The sequence below is a fragment of the Mycolicibacterium sp. SMGY-1XX genome (assembly GCF_059132455.1).
Genome location: NZ_CP101139.1, coordinates 7,100,404 through 7,118,288, shown reverse-complemented (window position 1 = coordinate 7,118,288; position 17,885 = coordinate 7,100,404). Strand labels below are relative to the sequence as shown.

The 17,885-nt window shown below is 64.0% G+C and carries 21 protein-coding genes and 1 pseudogene; 9 read left to right on the top strand and 13 right to left on the bottom strand.

Going from position 1 to position 17,885, the window contains the following annotated elements:
* Positions 1–31: 31 nt before the first annotated feature.
* Entirely contained in the window at positions 32–871 is an 840-nt protein-coding gene (locus NL241_RS34030; protein ID WP_487689556.1) for an SDR family NAD(P)-dependent oxidoreductase, read from the bottom strand.
* Complete coding sequence (locus NL241_RS34025; RefSeq protein WP_487689558.1) at positions 868–1,212, bottom strand: nuclear transport factor 2-like protein; 345 nt, start codon at positions 1,210–1,212, stop codon at positions 868–870. The genes NL241_RS34030 and NL241_RS34025 overlap by 4 nt, the downstream gene beginning before the upstream one ends.
* A gap of 140 nt (positions 1,213–1,352) precedes the next feature.
* On the opposite strand from NL241_RS34025, the gene NL241_RS34020 reads away from it, so the two are divergent.
* A complete protein-coding gene (locus NL241_RS34020; RefSeq protein ID WP_487689561.1) occupies positions 1,353–2,180 on the top strand; it encodes a MerR family transcriptional regulator in 828 nt (275 codons plus the stop codon).
* Entirely contained in the window at positions 2,177–3,043 is an 867-nt protein-coding gene (locus NL241_RS34015; protein ID WP_487689564.1) for a TIGR03620 family F420-dependent LLM class oxidoreductase, read from the top strand. The genes NL241_RS34020 and NL241_RS34015 overlap by 4 nt, the downstream gene beginning before the upstream one ends.
* Positions 3,044–3,156: 113 nt before the next feature.
* On the opposite strand, the gene NL241_RS34010 is transcribed toward NL241_RS34015, so the two are convergent.
* The 4 genes from NL241_RS34010 to NL241_RS33995 form a co-directional block, all read right to left on the bottom strand.
* Positions 3,157–4,152, bottom strand: a complete 996-nt coding sequence (locus NL241_RS34010; protein WP_487689568.1) for a protein kinase family protein — start codon at positions 4,150–4,152, stop codon at positions 3,157–3,159.
* A 12-nt stretch (positions 4,153–4,164) separates the two neighbouring features.
* Positions 4,165–4,806 (bottom strand): HAD family hydrolase, encoded by a 642-nt coding sequence (locus NL241_RS34005; RefSeq protein WP_494396337.1) that lies wholly within the window; start codon positions 4,804–4,806, stop codon positions 4,165–4,167.
* Between the two features lie 294 nt (positions 4,807–5,100).
* Positions 5,101–5,643, bottom strand: a complete 543-nt coding sequence (locus NL241_RS34000; RefSeq protein ID WP_487689575.1) for a GNAT family N-acetyltransferase — start codon at positions 5,641–5,643, stop codon at positions 5,101–5,103.
* A 340-nt stretch (positions 5,644–5,983) separates the two neighbouring features.
* Positions 5,984–6,682 (bottom strand): cysteine hydrolase family protein, encoded by a 699-nt coding sequence (locus tag NL241_RS33995; protein ID WP_487689578.1) that lies wholly within the window; start codon positions 6,680–6,682, stop codon positions 5,984–5,986.
* A gap of 151 nt (positions 6,683–6,833) precedes the next feature.
* Between NL241_RS33995 and NL241_RS33990 the strand changes: the two genes are divergently transcribed.
* Complete coding sequence (locus tag NL241_RS33990) at positions 6,834–7,265, top strand: pyridoxamine 5'-phosphate oxidase family protein (RefSeq protein ID WP_494396336.1); 432 nt, start codon at positions 6,834–6,836, stop codon at positions 7,263–7,265.
* A gap of 214 nt (positions 7,266–7,479) precedes the next feature.
* On the opposite strand, the pseudogene NL241_RS33985 reads toward NL241_RS33990, so the two are convergent.
* Positions 7,480–7,893 (bottom strand): annotated as a pseudogene (locus NL241_RS33985) (IS21-like element ISMyma9 family transposase); the annotation flags it as partial.
* Between the two features lie 123 nt (positions 7,894–8,016).
* The gene (locus NL241_RS33980; RefSeq protein ID WP_494398444.1) at positions 8,017–9,174 is read right to left on the bottom strand and encodes an MFS transporter; all 1,158 of its coding nucleotides are present in this window, start codon (positions 9,172–9,174) and stop codon (positions 8,017–8,019) included.
* A 272-nt stretch (positions 9,175–9,446) separates the two neighbouring features.
* Here NL241_RS33980 and NL241_RS33975 point away from each other — a divergent pair, with 272 nt between their 5' ends.
* Both NL241_RS33975 and NL241_RS33970 read left to right on the top strand, forming a co-directional pair.
* Positions 9,447–9,893: an MFS transporter gene (locus NL241_RS33975; RefSeq protein WP_487689588.1), complete on the top strand. Its 447-nt coding sequence runs from the start codon at positions 9,447–9,449 to the stop codon at positions 9,891–9,893.
* A gap of 17 nt (positions 9,894–9,910) precedes the next feature.
* Positions 9,911–10,231: an MFS transporter gene (locus tag NL241_RS33970; protein WP_494396335.1), complete on the top strand. Its 321-nt coding sequence runs from the start codon at positions 9,911–9,913 to the stop codon at positions 10,229–10,231.
* Between the two features lie 253 nt (positions 10,232–10,484).
* Here NL241_RS33970 and NL241_RS33965 read toward each other — a convergent pair whose 3' ends face one another.
* Both NL241_RS33965 and NL241_RS33960 read right to left on the bottom strand, forming a co-directional pair.
* Entirely contained in the window at positions 10,485–10,931 is a 447-nt protein-coding gene (locus NL241_RS33965) for a TSUP family transporter (protein ID WP_494396334.1), read from the bottom strand.
* Positions 10,928–11,179 (bottom strand): TSUP family transporter, encoded by a 252-nt coding sequence (locus NL241_RS33960; protein ID WP_494396333.1) that lies wholly within the window; start codon positions 11,177–11,179, stop codon positions 10,928–10,930. The genes NL241_RS33965 and NL241_RS33960 overlap by 4 nt, the downstream gene beginning before the upstream one ends.
* A 92-nt stretch (positions 11,180–11,271) precedes the next feature.
* Here NL241_RS33960 and NL241_RS33955 point away from each other — a divergent pair, with 92 nt between their 5' ends.
* Entirely contained in the window at positions 11,272–11,481 is a 210-nt protein-coding gene (locus NL241_RS33955) for a hypothetical protein (protein ID WP_487689593.1), read from the top strand.
* 308 nt (positions 11,482–11,789) lie between these two features.
* Here NL241_RS33955 and NL241_RS33950 read toward each other — a convergent pair whose 3' ends face one another.
* Both NL241_RS33950 and NL241_RS33945 read right to left on the bottom strand, forming a co-directional pair.
* A complete protein-coding gene (locus tag NL241_RS33950) occupies positions 11,790–11,951 on the bottom strand; it encodes a hypothetical protein (protein WP_494396332.1) in 162 nt (53 codons plus the stop codon).
* Between the two features lie 14 nt (positions 11,952–11,965).
* Positions 11,966–12,613: a TetR/AcrR family transcriptional regulator gene (locus NL241_RS33945; protein WP_487689598.1), complete on the bottom strand. Its 648-nt coding sequence runs from the start codon at positions 12,611–12,613 to the stop codon at positions 11,966–11,968.
* A gap of 157 nt (positions 12,614–12,770) precedes the next feature.
* Between NL241_RS33945 and NL241_RS33940 the strand changes: the two genes are divergently transcribed.
* From NL241_RS33940 to NL241_RS33930, 3 genes are all read left to right on the top strand, one after another.
* Positions 12,771–13,502, top strand: a complete 732-nt coding sequence (locus NL241_RS33940; RefSeq protein ID WP_494398443.1) for an SDR family NAD(P)-dependent oxidoreductase — start codon at positions 12,771–12,773, stop codon at positions 13,500–13,502.
* A gap of 99 nt (positions 13,503–13,601) precedes the next feature.
* On the top strand, positions 13,602–15,086 hold the full coding sequence (locus NL241_RS33935) for an MFS transporter (protein ID WP_494396331.1): 1,485 nt from the start codon (positions 13,602–13,604) through the stop codon (positions 15,084–15,086).
* Positions 15,087–15,309: 223 nt separating this feature from the next.
* Complete coding sequence (locus NL241_RS33930) at positions 15,310–15,861, top strand: YaeQ family protein (RefSeq protein ID WP_487689603.1); 552 nt, start codon at positions 15,310–15,312, stop codon at positions 15,859–15,861.
* 1,302 nt (positions 15,862–17,163) lie between these two features.
* On the opposite strand, the gene NL241_RS33925 is transcribed toward NL241_RS33930, so the two are convergent.
* Positions 17,164–17,865: a GntR family transcriptional regulator gene (locus NL241_RS33925; protein ID WP_487689606.1), complete on the bottom strand. Its 702-nt coding sequence runs from the start codon at positions 17,863–17,865 to the stop codon at positions 17,164–17,166.
* Positions 17,866–17,885 lie beyond the last annotated feature (20 nt).

Here is a 17,885-nt window from a genome sequence, read left to right as displayed (position 1 = left end):
CGGGTCGGGTATGTCTCGCTCGGGCGGCCTGTCAGGTGGGGAAATCGGCGCTGCGAGAGAGTGTTTCGTTCGCCCGGATGTCGGCCAGATTCTTCTCCAGCGTATCGATCACGGCGTCGTATCCGCTGTTGCCCAGGACCAGCCGGCGTGGAGGCGGATCTTGAGCCATCGCTGCGATCACCGCCCGGGCACCGCGGTGCGGATCGCCGGGTTGCACACCGTCCATCTCGACGAAGGCGGCGCGGACCTCTTCGAGCATGTCGTGGTATTGCGGAATCGTCTCCGTGACAGGCTCGTTGGCGAAACCGGCATAGGCATTGGTGCGGAACGCACCTGGTTCGACCGTCAAGACGGAGATGCCCTGAGCAGCCACCTCGTCGCGCAGGGCATCGGTGATGGCTTCGATGGCATACTTCGTCGCGCTGTAGTAGCCGAATCCGGGCGCCGCCAGAAGCCCGGCCACCGAGGACACGTTGACGATCCACCCGTTGCCGCGGGCGCGCATCCCCGGCAGCACCGCACGTGTCACCGACAGCACGGCGAAGAAGTTCAGCTCGAACATCGCCCGCAACGAGGACTCGTCCATCCCTTCGATCGATCCGTACCAACCGCGGCCGGCGTTGTTGACCAGCACGTCGATGCCGCCGAAGTGCTCCTCTGCGGCGTGCACCGCACGCTGTACCTGCGCCGCATCGGTGAGTTCCAGTGGGACCACGAGTACGCGGTCGCCGTACTGCTCGGCCCACGTCGCCAGCTCCTGCGGGCGCCGGGTCGTGAGTACCACGCGGTCGCCGGCCTCGAGTGCGGTCTCGGCGAACGCCATTCCGAAGTTGCCGGGGGTGCCTCCGGTGATGAACCAACGCCGCGTCATGGCTCGATCACCACCCGGCTGATCGCAGTGCCGTCGAGGGTGAAGCGGTAGTGCAGGTCGGCGACCCCGCCCGGGAAGTTGCCCTCCAGGTGCTGCCCGACGTCGACGCCCGCTTTGGTGGTGGTCGCGCCGGTGAATGCGGTGGTGTAGGTGTACTCGGCGGCCGCGGTGGCCACCCAGGCCCCGATCTCGTCGTGTCCCTTGTAGTCATGGCCTTCGTCGGTTATCACGGCATCGGTGGTGAGTGTGGCCAGCGCTTGGTCCACCTCACGGGCATCGAGGGCAGTCATGAACGTCTTTATGGTGTCCGGGAGTGCATCCCAGTCTGTGGTGTTGGTCATGACCCCACGATGAAACTTGCCCCAAGGGGAAGGTCAACCCCAGGTTCGACCCGCGACGTGATGTTGACCTTGCCCCAGGGGGAGGCTTGAGGATGGCCGTGTCCCATCACATAGGCGATGCAAACGCAGAGGAGGACGCCATGGGCGCACAGGTCTCGATCGGAGACTTCGCAGTGATGACCAGTCTGAGTAGGAAGGCGCTACGCCACTACCACGACATCGGCATTCTCGAACCCGCCCACATCGATCCCTACACCGGCTACCGCTTCTACGACACCAGCCAGGTCGATCACGCCCACATCATCCGCCGGTTCCGATCGCTGGGCATGTCCATTCCCGACATCAAGGCGTTACTGAGCACCGACGACGCCGGGGCCCGCACCGACATCATCACCACTCATCTCGAACAGATGGAGGCTCAGCTGCAGCGGACCCGTGACACCGTGGGTGCGCTGCGCGAACTGCTCTCCCCCGTGCGCACTCCCACGGACGTCACATCGCGCCACGAACCGGCGCTCGCCGTGTGGTCCGTCAGCGCCACCATCGACACCTCCGGGATCGACGACTGGTTTACGGCGTCACTGCGGACCCTGCACCGGGCCGTCGCCATGGCAGCAGGCGCGCCGACCGCGGTGGTGCCGGGCGGCCTCTACGACCGCGCGCTGTTCCTCGAACAGCGCGGCAGCGCAACCATGTTTGTCGAAGCACCACCATCCGCAGATCCCCCCGAGGGTGTCCACGCCGAGGTCTTACCCAGGGCCGAATTCGCGGTGCTCACCCACCCGGGCGGTCACGATGGCATCGACCGCAGTTACGCGGCCCTGGGCATCTACGTCAACGAGCATCTGATCAGCAGCCAGGGGCCCATCCGCGAGCACTATCTCGGCGGCACTCCCACAGATCCGGCCCGGTTCACCGCAACCGAGATCTGCTGGCCGATCTTCAGCACCACCGCGCCGCCGCGATGAACGACACACACGAGCGGTTCGGCACATACGGAGCATGGCTCAATCCCGCACTGGGTGATGCTCCCCGTATCGCCTACGCCTCTGAGCTCGAAGAGTTGGGTTATCAGACGATCTGGGTGGGAATCGGCGCAGACCCCGTCGGTGACATGGACCTGCTCGAGCAGATGGTCGCCGCGACCAAGAACGCGATCATCGCGACGGCGATCATCAACATGTGGCAAGACGACCCCCGCAGCATCGCCCGTCACCATCACCGGATCGTCGACCGCCACGGACCCCGCCTGCTGTTGGGCATCGGTCTCGGTCATCCCGAGACGCGAGCCACCTACGAACGGCCTTTCGAACGGATGGTCAACTACGTCGATTCGCTCCTGGATAATGCGGTGCCGGCCGGCGCGATCCTGATCGGCGCCCTGGGAACCAACACACTGTCCCTGGCCGGTGAGAAGACACTGGGGGCACACCCCTATCTCACCGTCCCCCCGCACACACAATATGCGCGAGAGACCCTGGGCAACAACGCCTTCCTGGCTCCCGAGCACAAGGTCGTGCTGAACCAGGACGTTGACCAGGCGCGAAGAATCGGCCGATCCGCGGTGCAGCATCCCTACCTGGGCCTGCGTAACTACACCAACAACCTGCTGCGGCACGGGTTCACCGAAGCCGATATCGCCGGAGCAGGCAGCGACGCACTCATCGACGCCCTGGTCGCGCACGGTTCCCCGGAGACCATCTACACCAAGATCGACGATCACCTCTCGGCCGGCGCCAACCATGTCGGCATCCAGGTTCTCGCCGAGGATCCCACCGCCTCACCGGTACAGGCCTTCCGCGCCCTGGCCGAACACCGACCCGCTTACTGAGACGCACTCGAAACGACTCCCTGCGACGGGCATGGGCGGACGGGTGGAAGACTTGTTTATTTCAGAATCTGGCGCATACGAGGCGAGGAGTGGGTGCGTCGGCTCAATCCCCCTTATAGATCGGGGTATTCGGCGTGGAGGTCGCCGTGGAACAGTCTCCCGTAGAAGGCGTTCATCTTCGCGGCGGCGGGTGCGTGCCGGGTCAAGATCGCGGCGACCGTCGGCGGCACGTCACCCGGTATACGCCCGGTAGCGCACTGGCGTAGGTACTCGTTGTGGGCGACTGGGTTGCTACTGGGCACTCCGCAGACATCGGTCACCAACCAGTTGACCAGTCGCATGGCGGCGTAGCCGGCGTCATGCGTGACGTGTTGCGCAGTGAAGTCGCGCTCCGCGGATGACAAGTCGAAGTGCGGCGATGTCGCCAGCCCGAAGTCGCTGAGATAGATCCGCTCCATGTCGGTGCGGAGGTTGCCGAAGTGTCCATCCATGTGCAACAACTCCCGGTCCCGCAGGAACGTCACGATCTCGAAGAGCTGCCGCTCGACGGCGACAGCTTTGTCAGCCGGGTTTTGTCGCAGAGAGTCGGTGATCGGGTGGGGGAGGTACTCGCAGAACAGTACGAGGCTCCACGTGGCTTCGGCCAGCGCTTCGAGGCGGGCCCGCACGGCGGGGGAACCGTCCTGGGCGGCGACGGCGGCGTCGATGTCAGCGTGTTCGGCGGCGACCGGCGACCGGCCAGGGAGTACCCGCCAGTGGTAGAGGATCGGGAACGATTGTGTCTCGCCGGCCAGTACGGCGTCGGTGACGATGATGTTGGCGGCCAGCTCGCGCCAGGCGTTGAAACCTGGTCCGCCGAGGCCGTATTGGCAGAACATCGGCAGGTTGAACAGGTTCGCTGTGGATCCTGGGTTGGCGCGCTCCCGGTCGGTCAGTGGGATCCGCTTGGTGAACACCGGCACGCTCTCGACGTCGACAAGCGCAGACCCACCACCTACACCCACGCTGATGATTCGACCGGTGCCCACCAACTCAGCGAGCTCACCATCGCCGCGGGCCGCCAGGAATGCCGAGAGTCTTTGGTAGCGCGCAGCTCTGGTAGCTGTCATCGCACGATTGTGTCACCGACCCGCTTCTGTGGCTTGCAGTGCCTCGGTGAGGTCGTTGAGGGATTCGAGGTGCATGTCGGCAAGTGCCGCCTCTGGCCTTCGGGCGTGGATGTGGCCCCACGGACCGCGCCGTAGGAAAGCTGTTCGCATGCCCCTGCTTCGCGCGGGCAGGACGTCATTGTCGAGACGGTCGCCGACGTAGAGTACTGCGGTGGCCGGCACTCCCGACTCATCGACCAGTCGCTCGAAGAACTGCGAATCAGGTTTAGCCACACCCCATTCAGCAGAGGACGCGATGAAATCCGCGCGGACCCCGGCGCCCTGAAGCAACGCCTGAGTGCTCTCGGGTTGATTCCCTGCAACACCCACCGAAAGGCCCGCCCCGCGCACCATCGACAGGCAGGGGAGCGCGTCGGGATAGAGGTCGATCCGATCAAACGGCACCGGGCTCTTCGGTCGATTGATCCCGAGCGTTGCCCACAGGTCGTCATGGCCAGCGCCGCGTTCGATCAACGCACCGAGAACCCCCATCAGCGTGAAAGCCGGAACACCCGTCTGTGCGGCGTACCCCGTCCAGAGCTGAGTCTCGTCGACTAGCGTCTCACCGACATCGAACACCACGCACCGGATTCCCACCGGCAAGGTCCCCACCATGACAACCAGGCTAGTAGCGACGAACTAGAAGTTTTCGAGCTCGAGACCGTTTGACCCGCCAACGGCGTAGACCGGTGTCCACTCCGGGCGGCGTCACTGTGCCGGGACAACCGAGGTGGGAGTCGACCTCGCAAGGCTTCACACCGGACATTCGAAGACGAGACACAGTGAGGTCAAGGGGATGTCATCAACTCCGCGCACGCCCGGCTGGCCGATGATGAACAAGGAACCACGTTGCAGACAGTGGCGGATGCGTCGATGGACGCCGTGACCACAGCTTGCTCGTTGGTGGCTCTACCAGAGATCTCCGGGCCGCCAGTCGCAGATCAGAGCGGCGCCGGTGTCCAGTGAGTGGTTTCCTTCGGTGGGGTTGAGAAGGTAAATCCGATCAGCGGCGTCGTAAGTGTCGATTACGCCTTCTGGACTCGTTGCTTGGGTGTGTCCGGTCCATGGTTGCCAACCGCGAGCAGCGTAGAAGCCGGCTGCAGTCTCGACGGCATTGAGGGCACCGAGTTGATGGCGTGTGTGGATGATCGTCTCGGCGTGATCCATCACGACACGACCAAGTCCGCGGCCCTGTTGGTCGGCGCGGACCGCGACCCCCTCGACGTAGCCGGTGTCGAAAGCGACACCGCTGTGGTGCAGAGTTCGGGCCACGACGGCGGCGAACGCGACGAGGGTCTCACCGTCGATGAGGGACACGTGCATGCCCTGCACGGCATGCAGCCAATCGTGAGGCCGAAAGCTGGGCCCGAACGCGCTGCGCACCAATGTCTCCGCGGCATCGAGTTGCGCCTCGCTGAGTTCACCCGGTTCGGCGATCAACACCTCGACCATGCCTACCAGCGTGGCACAGCGGGGTCGCCGTCACGTCCTGCCACGCTGAGGACTCCCTGCGGTATCGACCAAGGCATCGACCACTTCGGACAGCGGACGCGTCGTGGCGATCTCGTGGGTGGCTGCCTGTCGTAGCAGAGGTTCGACCTCGGCGAGGTCGTTGGCGCTGTGCTCACGGTCGGCTAGTGTCTTGCCGAACGGGTTGTTGCTGCGTCAAGCAACACGGCCAAACACAACAGCTGCAGGCGCACTGAGGAGCATGATCGCGTCGAACCGCCCCGACCGAATGCAACGGCTTTTGGGCGGAGTTCCAGTCTAAAATCAAAAGATTCGAGGTCGATCAGTTCTTGTCTCGGGTTCTCCGGTTCGCTGACTGTGTGAGTGTCTGACTGCGACCGCTTTCGAACCCTTCTCGAACATCAGAAGTCGTGGCCAGGTGGATCCCAATCAGCTGGAGATCGCTTAATCGCTGTGGCGTCACCTGTGAGGTGGCGTCGGTGACGAGAACTGCTCGGTAGTCGCGTTCAGAGGCGTCGAACAGGGTGGCGCGTGGGCAATTGGGGAGGTTACACCCGGCGAGAACGATCGTGGTGACGCCCATCTGGCGTAGGTGATCGTCGAGTCTCGTGCGGTAAAACGCCGACCAGCGCGGCTTGAACATGACGACTTCATTGACCCCAAGGTGCTGGGCGCTCCCGGCGAGTAGTAATTCGAAGTCCAGGACGCCCTCTGTGTTCGGGAGGAGCGGTTCGGGGATGTTGGCCCCGTGGGTGTTTGGGGCAGCGACCTGGCTACCCGCCTCAATCGCTGCGCGTCGGGGCAAGTCGACATCACTTCCCCCTGGCAGGTATAGCCGCACGATATGGACGATCGGCCGGCCAGCTGCACGGAAGATGGCAGCTAGCTGAGCCATGGTGTCGATGCGGTCAGCTGTCCCTTCGACCGGGGATGCTCCGTCGACGAAATCGTTCTGTACGTCGATGAGCACCAACGCCGAACGATCGAATTCAGGTGCGGTGTAGTCCTGCTTGGTGAGCACAGACCGATCCTCCCAGAACGACAGCGACGACTCCCCTTCAACGGTAAGCCCGTCTTGTATCTAGACGTTTGAGGCCGATCAAGTCATGTCCTCGCATCCGCTCGAATTCAACCCCCGTCAAGGTCCGCCTAGGGCTGGCACCATCAGGTTGATGAGAACGCTAGATGACGCCGAGATCAACCAGCTGCTGTCGGCTGATCTGGTCTCCAGACTGGCCACCATCGACGAAGCGGGTTACCCCCACATCACCCCGGTCTGGTTCCTCTGGGTAGACAACGCTTTCTACGTCACCAGCTATTTGGATCGCCCGCACCTCAGTCGCATCCGGTCTAACCCCCGAGTGGGTTTGGTCATCGACACGGAATACGAGCAACATGGTGATGGCGAACGGCCGAACCGTCAGGTACGGGTGGTCGGTGATGCTGCGGTCTCGGCAGACCCCACAGGCACCTGGACGCGACGGATACGCCGTAAGTACATCGACGAGACGCTGAGCCCTGTTGCAGTCGAACGAGGCTTGCATTGTGGCCGCGCTCTCATCACCATCGCACCGAGGCAGATCCGCGCTGTCGCGAGCGTCTGACACCTACGGCTCGCGCAGTTGCCATTCTCATTTCTAAAGATTCGAGGCTGATCGGACCCCGCCTCGAATCTCCCACCACCCGGTGGTGGGTCGACTAGATGGTGCCGACGAAGGCCTCCAGCTGCTCGACCGCGGCTGGGGCGCTTCTATATCAAGCGGGCTTAGGTGGCCTCGGCCTGAGAGTCAACGTATGAGATCTGCTGCGCTACCTGAACTCGTTGTCCCGCAACAGGATCCGAGGCACCCCACCGATCTGGGTGTTGATCAACTGCCACATTCCGGCCAACAGATCCCCGGTGACTCGTGACGGGATCATCACCGCAGCCAGGAAACGTGAATAGGCGGCCCCCATCACCAGCACCGGAAACGACCGCAACACCCCAGCATGATCAGGGACGAGGTGACCGGGGAACCACAGATCGCCGTGCACCTGCTCGCCGGGCAGATGCACCAGGCGGTCGCTGGGATCGACCGGGGCGTACTCCGGCCGGATCCTGGCGACATTCTCAGCGAACCAGAAATGCCCACCAGACCACGCGACCCGCTCGGCGATCACCGTCGCCGGCATCAGCGGAAACTCCGTGAGCAGGGCCCGCACCGCCAACTCGACCTGCGCCCAGGTGGTTGTAGCCATCGTGGGGGCCAATCGATCGGGATGGCCATATGTGCCTCTTGTGCCGTGCGAACGTCGAGACGGCATACTCCGGTCACCCCCTCGCCTCGACGGTGATCTCTTGCTCGGGGCGCACGGTCACGATGTCTGCGGCAAGGCGATGACTTCGGTGGCCGGGCCCGTTCTCTGCCGAAGTCGAGCCAACGCGACGGCGTACAGGGCCGCGACCATCGCGATTCCCGCTGCCGCGTAGCCGAGATTCTCGATTCCCCAGTGATCGATCACCACGCCGCCTACCACCGCGCCGAGTCCTGCCCCGGCGTTGGCCGCCGACACGTTCACCGTGGCCGCAAGGGCTTGATCATTGCTGGCCTGTTTCATCACGCGGATCTGGCTGACCGGGAAGAGTCCTGTGTAGGCCATACCCCAGATGCCGAGGCAGATCACCACACCTACCTCCACGGAAGACAGAGGTGTCACAGCAGCCATACCTGCGGCCAGCAGCGTGGTGAAGACAACGGTTGATCCGATCGGCAGTCGGTCGGCGACCCAACCGCCGAGCCAGTTGCCCAGCAGTCCCACCGCGCCGAACGCCATGAGCCACCACCCCACCTGCGCCGTATCCACCCCGATGACCACGTTGACCGTCTCGGAAAGAAAGGTGTAGGCCGTGAACATTGCGGTGAATATGAGGACAGACAGCGTGACGTGGTGGAGGAACGTCCGTTCCTTGAGCAGCGTATAACCAACGGAATCTGCTTGTCGGCGTGGGCTCGGCGGTGTCGGCGGCATACCGGCTTTGATGCACACCGCCATGATCGTCGCCGCTACGGCCAGTGAGGCAAACGAGCCGCGCCAGCCGATCGATGCCGTTGCGATCGTGCCCAGAGGCACGCCGAAGACCATTGCTGCAGAGATGCCCAGATACACGCCGGCCACGGAACGCGCCTCCCGGCCGGGCCCGGCGATCGTGGCCGCTGTGTCGCTGGCGGTTCCCCAGAAAACTGGAAGTACAACAGCTGGGAGGAAGCGCGCCGCGGCGAACACCCAGATGTTCGGGGCCAGGGCTGCAACGGTATTCGCGGCCGCGAACACAAGCAGTATCGCCGCGAACAGGTTTCGTCGGTCAAGGTGAGCCAGGCGAGGGGTCAGGACCGGCCCGGCGATCACCACGGTGAAGGCGAACAACGAGACCAGCAGGCCTGCCTGCTCGACCGAGACGCCGAAATCGGCGGCCAGCTGGGGAAGGAAACCGATGATGATGAATTCGGTTGTGACAACGACAAGTCCGGCCATCGCCAGGATCGTGATCGGGATAGCTCTCCGGCGGGAGTCCATGCAGTCTCCATTCGTAGTCGCACGCCCCAAGTGTCTGGACTGGCCTGTCACCGACGTTAGGGTCGGCGCTCTGCATCGAGGAGGCAGGAGTATTCATGGGTGCGCCACACCTCCCCCAGCCGGCGGTCAAGGCGGTTACGGTGCAAAGAGAGGAGGTGCTGACATGAGCGGGAACAATGAGCTGGGTGCACTCCTCGGATTCGCCGGGAGTCGCTGAATCAGTTCGCGCAATGGCTCGTTCCCTGGGCATTCTCGCGGTCGCGTGGTGGCTGCTGCCGGAGTCCTGTCATTTCCGGGCCACGACCGACACTGCGACGCATCTGATGAAGGATCTGTTCGCCAGGCAGTTCGTCCTTCTCACCGGATTGTTCACGTGCGTAACATTTCTCAACATCCTGACCACCTACGGCCTCAACACCTGGTTGACCGCGCTGATGCACGAGTTGAACTATCCGCTGAGCTCGGCGCTGCAGTTCTCGATGACCTTCAACATCGGCGCCGTATTCGGGTCGTTCCTGTTCGCCTACTTGGGTGACCGTTTCGGCACCCGCCTGATCGCGCTGGTCGCCACTGTCGTCACGGCAGCGGCAATCGCGTTCACCGCAACGGGCCCCACTCAGACAGCGGCATTGCTCGTCGCGATCGCAGTCATGGGAATGGGGGTCACTCGTCGTTGATCCAGATCAACTCATCGATGGCCAACGCCTACCCGGTGGAGATCCGCGCGACGGCGCTGGGGTGGACCACCGGCACCGGTCGGCTCGGCGCCATCGTCTCACCCTGGCTGGGCGGCACGGTACTTGCGTCCGGGGTAGATCCCCGCACACTGTTCTGGACGTTCTGCGTGTCATCGTGCTTGGCCGCCGTGTTGTTGGTCGTGCTGTTCATGATGGGACGTGCCCGTGAGGTGGGGCCGACAGTGGACGGCCGGAGCCTGGTTTCGCTGCCCGATTCCGGCAATGAGCGGGCGACGGTCAGTAGACGAGTGCGGTCCCGCTGGCGATGTGTCACATGACGAAACCGACTGAGCGACCCCGATTAACTGCGAACAGTACCTGTTGGACCTCATTCGTCACATTCGTGCAGTGGCCACGAAAGTGAGAATTCCGGTTGTGGCCACCGTAACTGGGAGCACGAGTCCGCGGCGACTGCATCGGCTCCTGCTGGCTCAGTATCTCCGCAATGCGCCGCATCGAAAAGCCTCTTTTGGTTGGGCGGTGCGTCGTATTGGCCACTGCGGTCAGGCCGTTTCGAACACGGGTCGGTTGTCAGACGACGATCATCGCGGCCAGCGTAACGGTCAACAACGCAATGTAAGCGATGGCGTGAACGCGGTCAGGCACACGGTGAACGAGCCTTCGAGCGAGTGCGATTGTGGGTAGCGAGGCTGCGAGGAGGCTGCCCCCGGCAATGAGATCGACAAACCCCACTGCTCCCACAGAGTTCAGGGGGTGACCGGGGGGCAGGGAATACAGGACAGTGCCGGCCACTGCGATCGGGATGCTGAGCGGGTTTGCCATTGCTGTCGCCGCAGCCATGGGCAGCTGTCGGCGTCGTAGGAGGGGAACCGTCATAACGCTGCCGCCTACTCCAAGGAAGGCCGCCACTGCTCCGATGGCGAGGCCCCCGACTGTCGAAGCGCGCTTGCTGAGGGGTTTGGGATCGCCGGAGCGCATGAGGAAGCCGCTGCGGGCCACACTGTCGATGATGGTCACCGATAGGTAAGGATGAATAGTGCATGGACGACCGAATCCGGTGCGTGGGTCGCGGCCAAAGCGCCGATCGCAGCCCCGCCCGCTACGAACACGGCGAGAGGCAGTAGGTAATCGCGGCTGATTAGTCCGCTGGCGCGACTGGTGAAGGTGGCGATGGAGGCGTTGGCAACCATGACGGCGGTCGAGGTCGCGACTGCAATGTGCATCGCGTTGGGGTGTCCGGCGTTGAGTCCGTAGAGCACGGGCACGCGACGAAACCGCCGAGTACGCGCCAAAGTCCGGTACCTGTTGGTTTCCGACGAGTGGTGATCCTGGGCCGTCGAACCGTAACGTGGGCACGATGATCGATAAGCCCTGCCCCGGCGGCGGCAAGAGTTGGACCGTCGACATCGAAGGCAAGCCGATCTGCCCCCGCTGCCGTCGGGCCCTGAGCACCGTCGCGGGCAAGGGCCGGTCGCTGAAGGACGCGCCGAAGGTGCCGCCGCACGAGCGTCCCGGCCGAGGGACCCGCCGGACCGGATATCCGTCGCCTAGGCCGAGGATCGACTAGGGCTCGACCTAACCTTTCACCCCAACCAGAGTCAGCAACAGAGAAGAAAGAAGAAAGTTGCGGAAACTCACCACCGACGCCCCAACGCTGTTCGCCAGACTCGGCACCGCCCCAACCACCTCCGCCTCTGTCGCGGACCGCACACCTCAAGCACATCGGCAGCCGCACGGTCATGCGCGGCATCACGTAACTGATCAACACCACGTAATCGGTTGGGCTGCTCGGCATTCGACCAGACATTCCGCGAGGCGGCCTCAAGAAGATCAGGCTCTCTTCGCTCTTTCCACGCCTAAGCACCTGGCAGACCATCACGCAGACCACCCGATCCACCGGTCCTGGCCGGCGCACTCGGCGGCAATCCGCAGACCGCGATCCGCCACGCCCGCCGCGGATCCGGTCAGTAGGCGCTTACGTATCCGATCGCTTTCCCGGCTCAACTCGCCGTCCCGGTCGGCATTCCGACCGACCATTGGTGGCACCTGGGCTAAGGGGCGAGGTTGTCGATGAGCAGCCCGAGGGTGAAGTCGAAGCGTTCGTGTCCGGTTCCGGAGGTGAGTTCGTGCGCATACCGTCGGGTGATCGGGAAGTCGGCCTCGGGCAGCGCGTCGAAGCGGCGCACTAGTTCTTCCTGGCTCAGGACCCAGGTGGCGTTCCGGTCCTTCTGCCGCCGGCGCATCATGGAGCTCTCCAGCGCATAACTGGCGACGTAGAGCGAGAGGGCATCGACGGCCCAGGCCGCAGTCTGAGGCTCGACGCCCCCGGCAATGACGATGGCAAGCATTCCCTCGCTCACCCGCAGGGTGTCGATGTTGGTCGGAACCATGGCGAGCGCAGCCCGGGAGATGCCCGGGTATTTCAAGTATTGGTCGCGGATCTGGACGCATACGTCACGGATCTGCTTGCGCCACTGGGCTGGATCGGGCGGAGGCAGCACCAGCTTCGAGCACAGGTGCCCGATCAGCAGGTCGTCGAGGTCGGCCTTGGTGACGATGTGGGCGTACAGCGACGACGGGCCGGTGTCGAGCGCGTTAGTCACGCTGCGGATCGTTAACGCGTCGTACCCCTGCGTGGCCACGACCTGCAACGCGGCGGCGGTTATGCGCTCGATGGTGATGGGCGGCTTGCGCGCCACGGACGACGAATCGTCAGCCTCGCGTCGGGCGGTACTGCGGTGCTTGGAGTTTGAAGCCACACGGGTCACCTTAACTTGACACGAACAAAGTTCGACGCGTAGAACTTCATTCGAGACGAACTAAGTTCGTTCATTCGCTCGTGAGGAGCACACCGCCATCACCACCAAGACCGCCCTAATCACCGGGACCAGCCGTCCCGTCGGCCTCGGCTTCGCCGTGGCCACCCAACTCGCCGAACTCGGCTACCACGTCATCCTGACCGCCCGCGACGTCACCCGCGCGGAACCGCTGGCCGAGCAGCTCCGCCAGGACGGGTACGCGGCGACTGCCCTGCGCCTGGATCTGACCGATCAGGCCAGCATGAGCGAGGCAACCGACTACCTCACCCAGACCTTCGGCCAGCTCGACGCCCTGATCAACAACGCGAGCGACATGCCTGACTTTCGGACCCTGTCCGCGCTCGACGCCGACCTCGACGCAGTGCGCTCAGCGATGGAAGTTGACGTACTAGGCCCCTGGGCCCTGGTCCAGTCGATGACGCCACTGCTCATCCATGCGCCCGCCGCGCGGATCGTGAATGTCTCCAGCGTGTCCGCACTCCAGCTCGCCACCGGCCTCGATCTCGGGGCGAGCCTGCGCGCGCCGGCCTATTCGATGGCCAAGCACATGCTCAATGCCCTTACCACTGCGCTCGCCCGTGCTTTCACCGCTACCGCGATCCTCGTCAATGCTGTCGACCCCGGTGAAACCGCCACCCACCCAGAACGCGAGGACGACGACACCGACCGACCTGCCGCCGAAAGCGCCCGCGGGGTCGTCTGGGCCGCCACCCTCGGGGCCGATGGTCCCACCGGAGGGCTGTTCCGCGACGGCCAGCCACTCATCTGACACACCCCTCTCACTCGCACCACTGTCTGCCGCGTTCAAAGACGTGCATGGCCGGCGTGCCGTCACACGCCGGCCAACTCGTCGGGAAAGGACACCGTTATGGCCACCCCGATGGCGAACACCGGCAGCCAGCCTCGACAGCGCCACGTCCGACGCTGGTGGATCCTGGCCGTCATTTGTCTGGCTCAGCTCACGGACGTCCTCGATGTCACGATCGTGAACATCGCGTTGCCCGACGCTCAGAAAGACCTCGGCTTCTCACTCGGCGACCGGCAGTGGATCGTCACGGCGTATTCGCTCGCCTTCGGCAGCCTGCTACTGCTGTTCGGTCGCGTCTCCGATCTGCTCGGAGGCCGGGCGATATTGCTGATCGGCCTGCTCGCATTCGGCGGCGCCTCCGCACTCGGGGGTGCCGCAAAAAACTTCGAGGTCCTCGTCACCGCGCGGGCCCTGCAAGGCGTCGCCGCCGCGATGCTCGCCCCCGCCGCGCTCTCCCTATTGTCAACGACCTTCACCCACGCCAAAGAACGCGCCGCCGCGTTCGCGGTGTTCGGCGCGATCTCGGGATCCGGAGCGGCCATCGGGATGCTGCTCGGCGGCGTACTCACCGAGTACCTCACCTGGCGCTGGACGTTGTTCGTCAACGTCGGCATCAGCCTGCTCGCCTTCATTGGCGCCGTTACCCTCATCCCGCGCCAGGCCAAGACTCGCGACCGGCCCACACTGGACCTGCCCGGCACCCTCTTCGTCTCCGCCGGCCTGGTCGGCATCGTCTATGGCTTCTCCAACGTCGAATCCCACCCCTGGAGCGCCCCGCAGACCTGGGCATTCCTCACCGGGGGCACACTGCTGGTCGCGTTGTTCGTCTGGTGGCAGACCCGCACCGCCCACCCACTGCTGCCGCTGCGCGTGCTCCTTGACCGAAACCGCGGCGGCTCCATCCTCGCGATCTTCATCGCCGGCATCGGCTTGTTCGGCGCGTTCCTGTTCTTGAATTACTACATGCAAGACATCCTGCGGTACTCACCAGTCGCCACGGGTGTCGCGTTCCTGCCGATGGTCGCCACCCTGGCCGTGACCGGAGGGGTGTGCACCACACAGCTCTACCCCCGCGTCGGCGTGCGACCCCTGGTGTTCGCGGGCATGCTCGCCGCGGCCGGCGCGATGGCCTGGCTGAGCGGTATCGGTACGGAAAGTACCTATGCCGCAAACCTTCTGGGCCCGCTCATGCTTTTCGGGATCGGCATCGGCGCAATCGTCGCACCGGCGATGAATGCCGGAACTTCGGGCGTCGCGCCGCACGATGCGGGTATCGCCTCCGCCAGTGTCAACGTCGCCCAGCAGCTCGGCGGATCGATCGGTATCGCGCTGTTGAACTCACTAGCCGCCTCCGCGCTCACCCGCTACTTGGCCGGTAGGGACGCCACCAGTCCAGCCATCCAGATCGACGGTGCGATCCACAGCTACGCCGTCGCCTTCTGGTGCTCCAGTGCAATCTTCGTAGCGGGCGCATTCGCCTGCGCCCTCATCCTGCGGAGCGGCAAACCCGAGCCCGACGGCAAAATGGCCGAATCCTGCCCGTGACAAAGTGATACGTCGCCGGCCTCGTGCGACTGGCGTCCCCCCGCGGCAGCTGCCTAAGCCGGGGCCGCGTCGGGCCATTGTCCACGCGGTTCACCAGGCGTTGTTGCAAGGTTGCGAGTCCGGCGTCTATCGGTGGCGACTCGATCTGGCGACGGGCGCGGCGGCCTGACCACTCGAAGCGGCCTGACTGCTCGGGGAACACCATCAGGGTGGACACTATGGCGTGGCTCTTTCTGCAACAGTGTTCAAAGTCGAACTCGGCGTCTCTGATGTCGATCACGGTTACTACGCCGATCACGCGCTGACCGTGGCCCGTCATCCCAGTGAGACCGATGAGCGGATGGTGGTGCGGTTGTTGGCGTTTGGGCTGCGCGCACACCGGCTCAGCGACGTCGACGGTGAGTTGGCGTTCGGGGCCGGCCTGTCCACCCCGGGGATCCCGGACCTGCGGCTCGCCGACTATACGGGCCGGATCCTGGAGTGGATCAACGTCGGCCAGCCTGATGAACGCGTCTTGGGCAAGGCGGCCAGCCAGGCCGATCAGGTGCTGCTATTCCCGTTCGCGGCCGGCGCGGCTACCTGGTGGCGCACCGTCGGCCCCAAAGTGTCGACATGGAAGAACCTGTCGGTGGTGCAGATACCGCATGCACCGGTGCAGCAGCTGGCCCAGACCGTTGACCGACGGTTTGCGGCGCAGGTGATGGTGATTGAAGGTCAGGTGACGATGACCGTGGGCGGTGTCGACGTCACATTTACGCCCGAGCCAATGGAGTGAACGACCGAGCTGACGTACATAGGGTCCGTCTGGCCGCCATTTGGGGGTTTTGAGCCAAACCACGAGACGGTTCCAGCCTTGCCAGCGGGTCCGCCTCTATCCGCGGGGGCATCAGGTGGCACGCCGACTTCGTATCGCTCTGACGCACAGCAGAACCGGGTCAGTGTTACAACGCTTGGTTCGGATTTGCTGCACGAATTGGTGACATCGTGACCTGACCTGCCCGTCGGGTTCCAGCCTTGGTGGCTGACTGGCCGCGACTGGGTGTTGTTGGTGACGGGTAGTTCGCACTCGATCGGGTGATCGGAAGTACGCAGGCACGGAGCCCCGGCACTCGTCGCGGCGGGCTCGATCGCCGCTGATCCGGTGATTTCGCATGGGCCCCCGCGTCGATCGTCGCCATCGTTAGACAGCGGTCGCCTTCGAGGCGCCGAATCGCACACTGCGGGTCGCTACCGCTCATACCCCTCGACCGGTACGTCTTTGGTCGCGAATCGACGTAACGGGGGCAGTGCGATTCGGTGAGCCGGCGCCGACGACCAGTTCCGGCGGGCGCGCACCCACCGTGCGCTGCGGTTGAACATGAGCCGATTACATTGAGGAAGGCAGTGCCGGTAAAGGGTCGCTGGCGACTCTGGTTCCATCGCGGATAGATTGCACGCGGTAGTTCCTGCTCTGGCATCAAACATCATGCGCCACAGATAGTTTTGATGGAGCCGGGATGCCAAGCGGCAGGCGCGTCACATGACGAGAAGTGATACGCGTTATCAGATCCTGACGGTTTAGGCGGTGAACGGCCAAACCTTTGTGCCGAGTGGACATAACCTTGAGAAGCCACAGTCGGCGGGGGTGTGGCTTCTCAAGTTTGATGTCCAATTCTCATTCTGAATGTCCACTCGATGGGCCATTTAAGTGAGAATCGCATCCCTCTCCGGTCGCCGGGTCCTAGATCCGGAAGGTCAGACCAGTGGACTCAGATGCATTGCACTGCAGAGAATTAGAGCGATAAACCATAGTTCGGTACGCGCACGACAGCGACGAGACCAAGCGGAGAGCGCACAGGGGTGCTAGATCCGGCGCGGTCGGGGCCCAATGCCTCGCGAGCCGTTGCGGTGAGGTAGTGCACACCGCGCGTCGGCGGCTTCGTTAGGCGGTTCGAGAGGGTGCTGTGCGGCCTGGCACCTCGCAGCGATCAGCATCTCGCGCTGGAACCAGAACGGGGGCGCCTGCCTGACGTGGCTTCTGCGAATGGTCGTCAGTCTTGTTCGGGCTCACAAAGTCGGGAGGTCACAGGCACTGCAGTTACGCGGTTGCGGATTGGCGTGTCTGCAATTCGTCTTCGAGCGCGTCGATCGCCGATGCGGTCAGGCTGTTCTCGATGTGAAGGCGCGCCAGGTCGTGGGCGGCGGCGATGTCGCGGTCGACGACGAGTTCGAGCATCTGATGGTGCTGGTTGAAGTCGATGGTGCGCGGTTCTTCTCCGGCGGGCAGCATCAGACCGAGTCGGCGGTAGCGGTCGGATTTCGCCCATAGGTCGTCGAGGGTTTTGATCATGACGTCGTTGTGTGAGGCCGCGTACAGCGTGCGATGAAAGGCGCTGTGGGCGCAGAGGCCCTCTTCGCCCCATTCTCGGGTGACCGGAACCAGCTGCGACAGTGCGGCTTTCATGAGGACTACGTCGTCGTCGGTGCGGCGTTCGGCGGCGAGAGCCACCGCGGCGGGCTCCAAGGCCAGTCGTACTTCGAACAGTTGACGCGCTTCATTGGCGCCGATCGCCGAGACGCGGGCGTCTTTGTGGTTGTCGATTTCGATGAGGCCTTCGCCGCTGAGTCGGCGGATCGCTTCGCGGAGTGGGGTGATGCTCATGCGCCACTGCTCGGCGAGTTCGTATTGCGCCAGGCGGGATCCGGCGGGCAGGCCGCCGTTGAGGATGAGGCGGCGCAGTTCGGCGTAGGCCACGTCGGCCTTGCTGGAGAACACATTGGTGGTTCCGGGCGCCGTCATATGTGCCTCATCTCTCTGAC

What these genes read in the sequence shown, in the direction of transcription:
- NL241_RS33970 (WP_494396335.1), top strand. Translation starts at nt 9,911, where the DNA reads ATGGCCAACGCCTACCCGGTGGAGATCCGCGCGACGGCGCTGGGGTGG.
- NL241_RS33950 (WP_494396332.1), bottom strand. Translation starts at nt 11,951, where the DNA reads ATGGTCGGTCGGAATGCCGACCGGGACGGCGAGTTGAGCCGGGAAAGC.
- NL241_RS34015 (WP_487689564.1), top strand. Translation starts at nt 2,177, where the DNA reads ATGAACGACACACACGAGCGGTTCGGCACATACGGAGCATGGCTCAAT.
- NL241_RS33955 (WP_487689593.1), top strand. Translation starts at nt 11,272, where the DNA reads ATGATCGATAAGCCCTGCCCCGGCGGCGGCAAGAGTTGGACCGTCGAC.
- NL241_RS34010 (WP_487689568.1), bottom strand. Translation starts at nt 4,152, where the DNA reads ATGACAGCTACCAGAGCTGCGCGCTACCAAAGACTCTCGGCATTCCTG.
- NL241_RS34005 (WP_494396337.1), bottom strand. Translation starts at nt 4,806, where the DNA reads ATGGTGGGGACCTTGCCGGTGGGAATCCGGTGCGTGGTGTTCGATGTC.
- NL241_RS34030 (WP_487689556.1), bottom strand. Translation starts at nt 871, where the DNA reads ATGACGCGGCGTTGGTTCATCACCGGAGGCACCCCCGGCAACTTCGGA.
- NL241_RS34000 (WP_487689575.1), bottom strand. Translation starts at nt 5,643, where the DNA reads ATGGTCGAGGTGTTGATCGCCGAACCGGGTGAACTCAGCGAGGCGCAA.
- NL241_RS33935 (WP_494396331.1), top strand. Translation starts at nt 13,602, where the DNA reads ATGGCCACCCCGATGGCGAACACCGGCAGCCAGCCTCGACAGCGCCAC.
- NL241_RS33975 (WP_487689588.1), top strand. Translation starts at nt 9,447, where the DNA reads ATGGCTCGTTCCCTGGGCATTCTCGCGGTCGCGTGGTGGCTGCTGCCG.
- NL241_RS33925 (WP_487689606.1), bottom strand. Translation starts at nt 17,865, where the DNA reads ATGACGGCGCCCGGAACCACCAATGTGTTCTCCAGCAAGGCCGACGTG.
- NL241_RS34020 (WP_487689561.1), top strand. Translation starts at nt 1,353, where the DNA reads ATGGGCGCACAGGTCTCGATCGGAGACTTCGCAGTGATGACCAGTCTG.
- NL241_RS33990 (WP_494396336.1), top strand. Translation starts at nt 6,834, where the DNA reads ATGAGAACGCTAGATGACGCCGAGATCAACCAGCTGCTGTCGGCTGAT.
- NL241_RS34025 (WP_487689558.1), bottom strand. Translation starts at nt 1,212, where the DNA reads ATGACCAACACCACAGACTGGGATGCACTCCCGGACACCATAAAGACG.
- NL241_RS33980 (WP_494398444.1), bottom strand. Translation starts at nt 9,174, where the DNA reads ATGGCCGGACTTGTCGTTGTCACAACCGAATTCATCATCATCGGTTTC.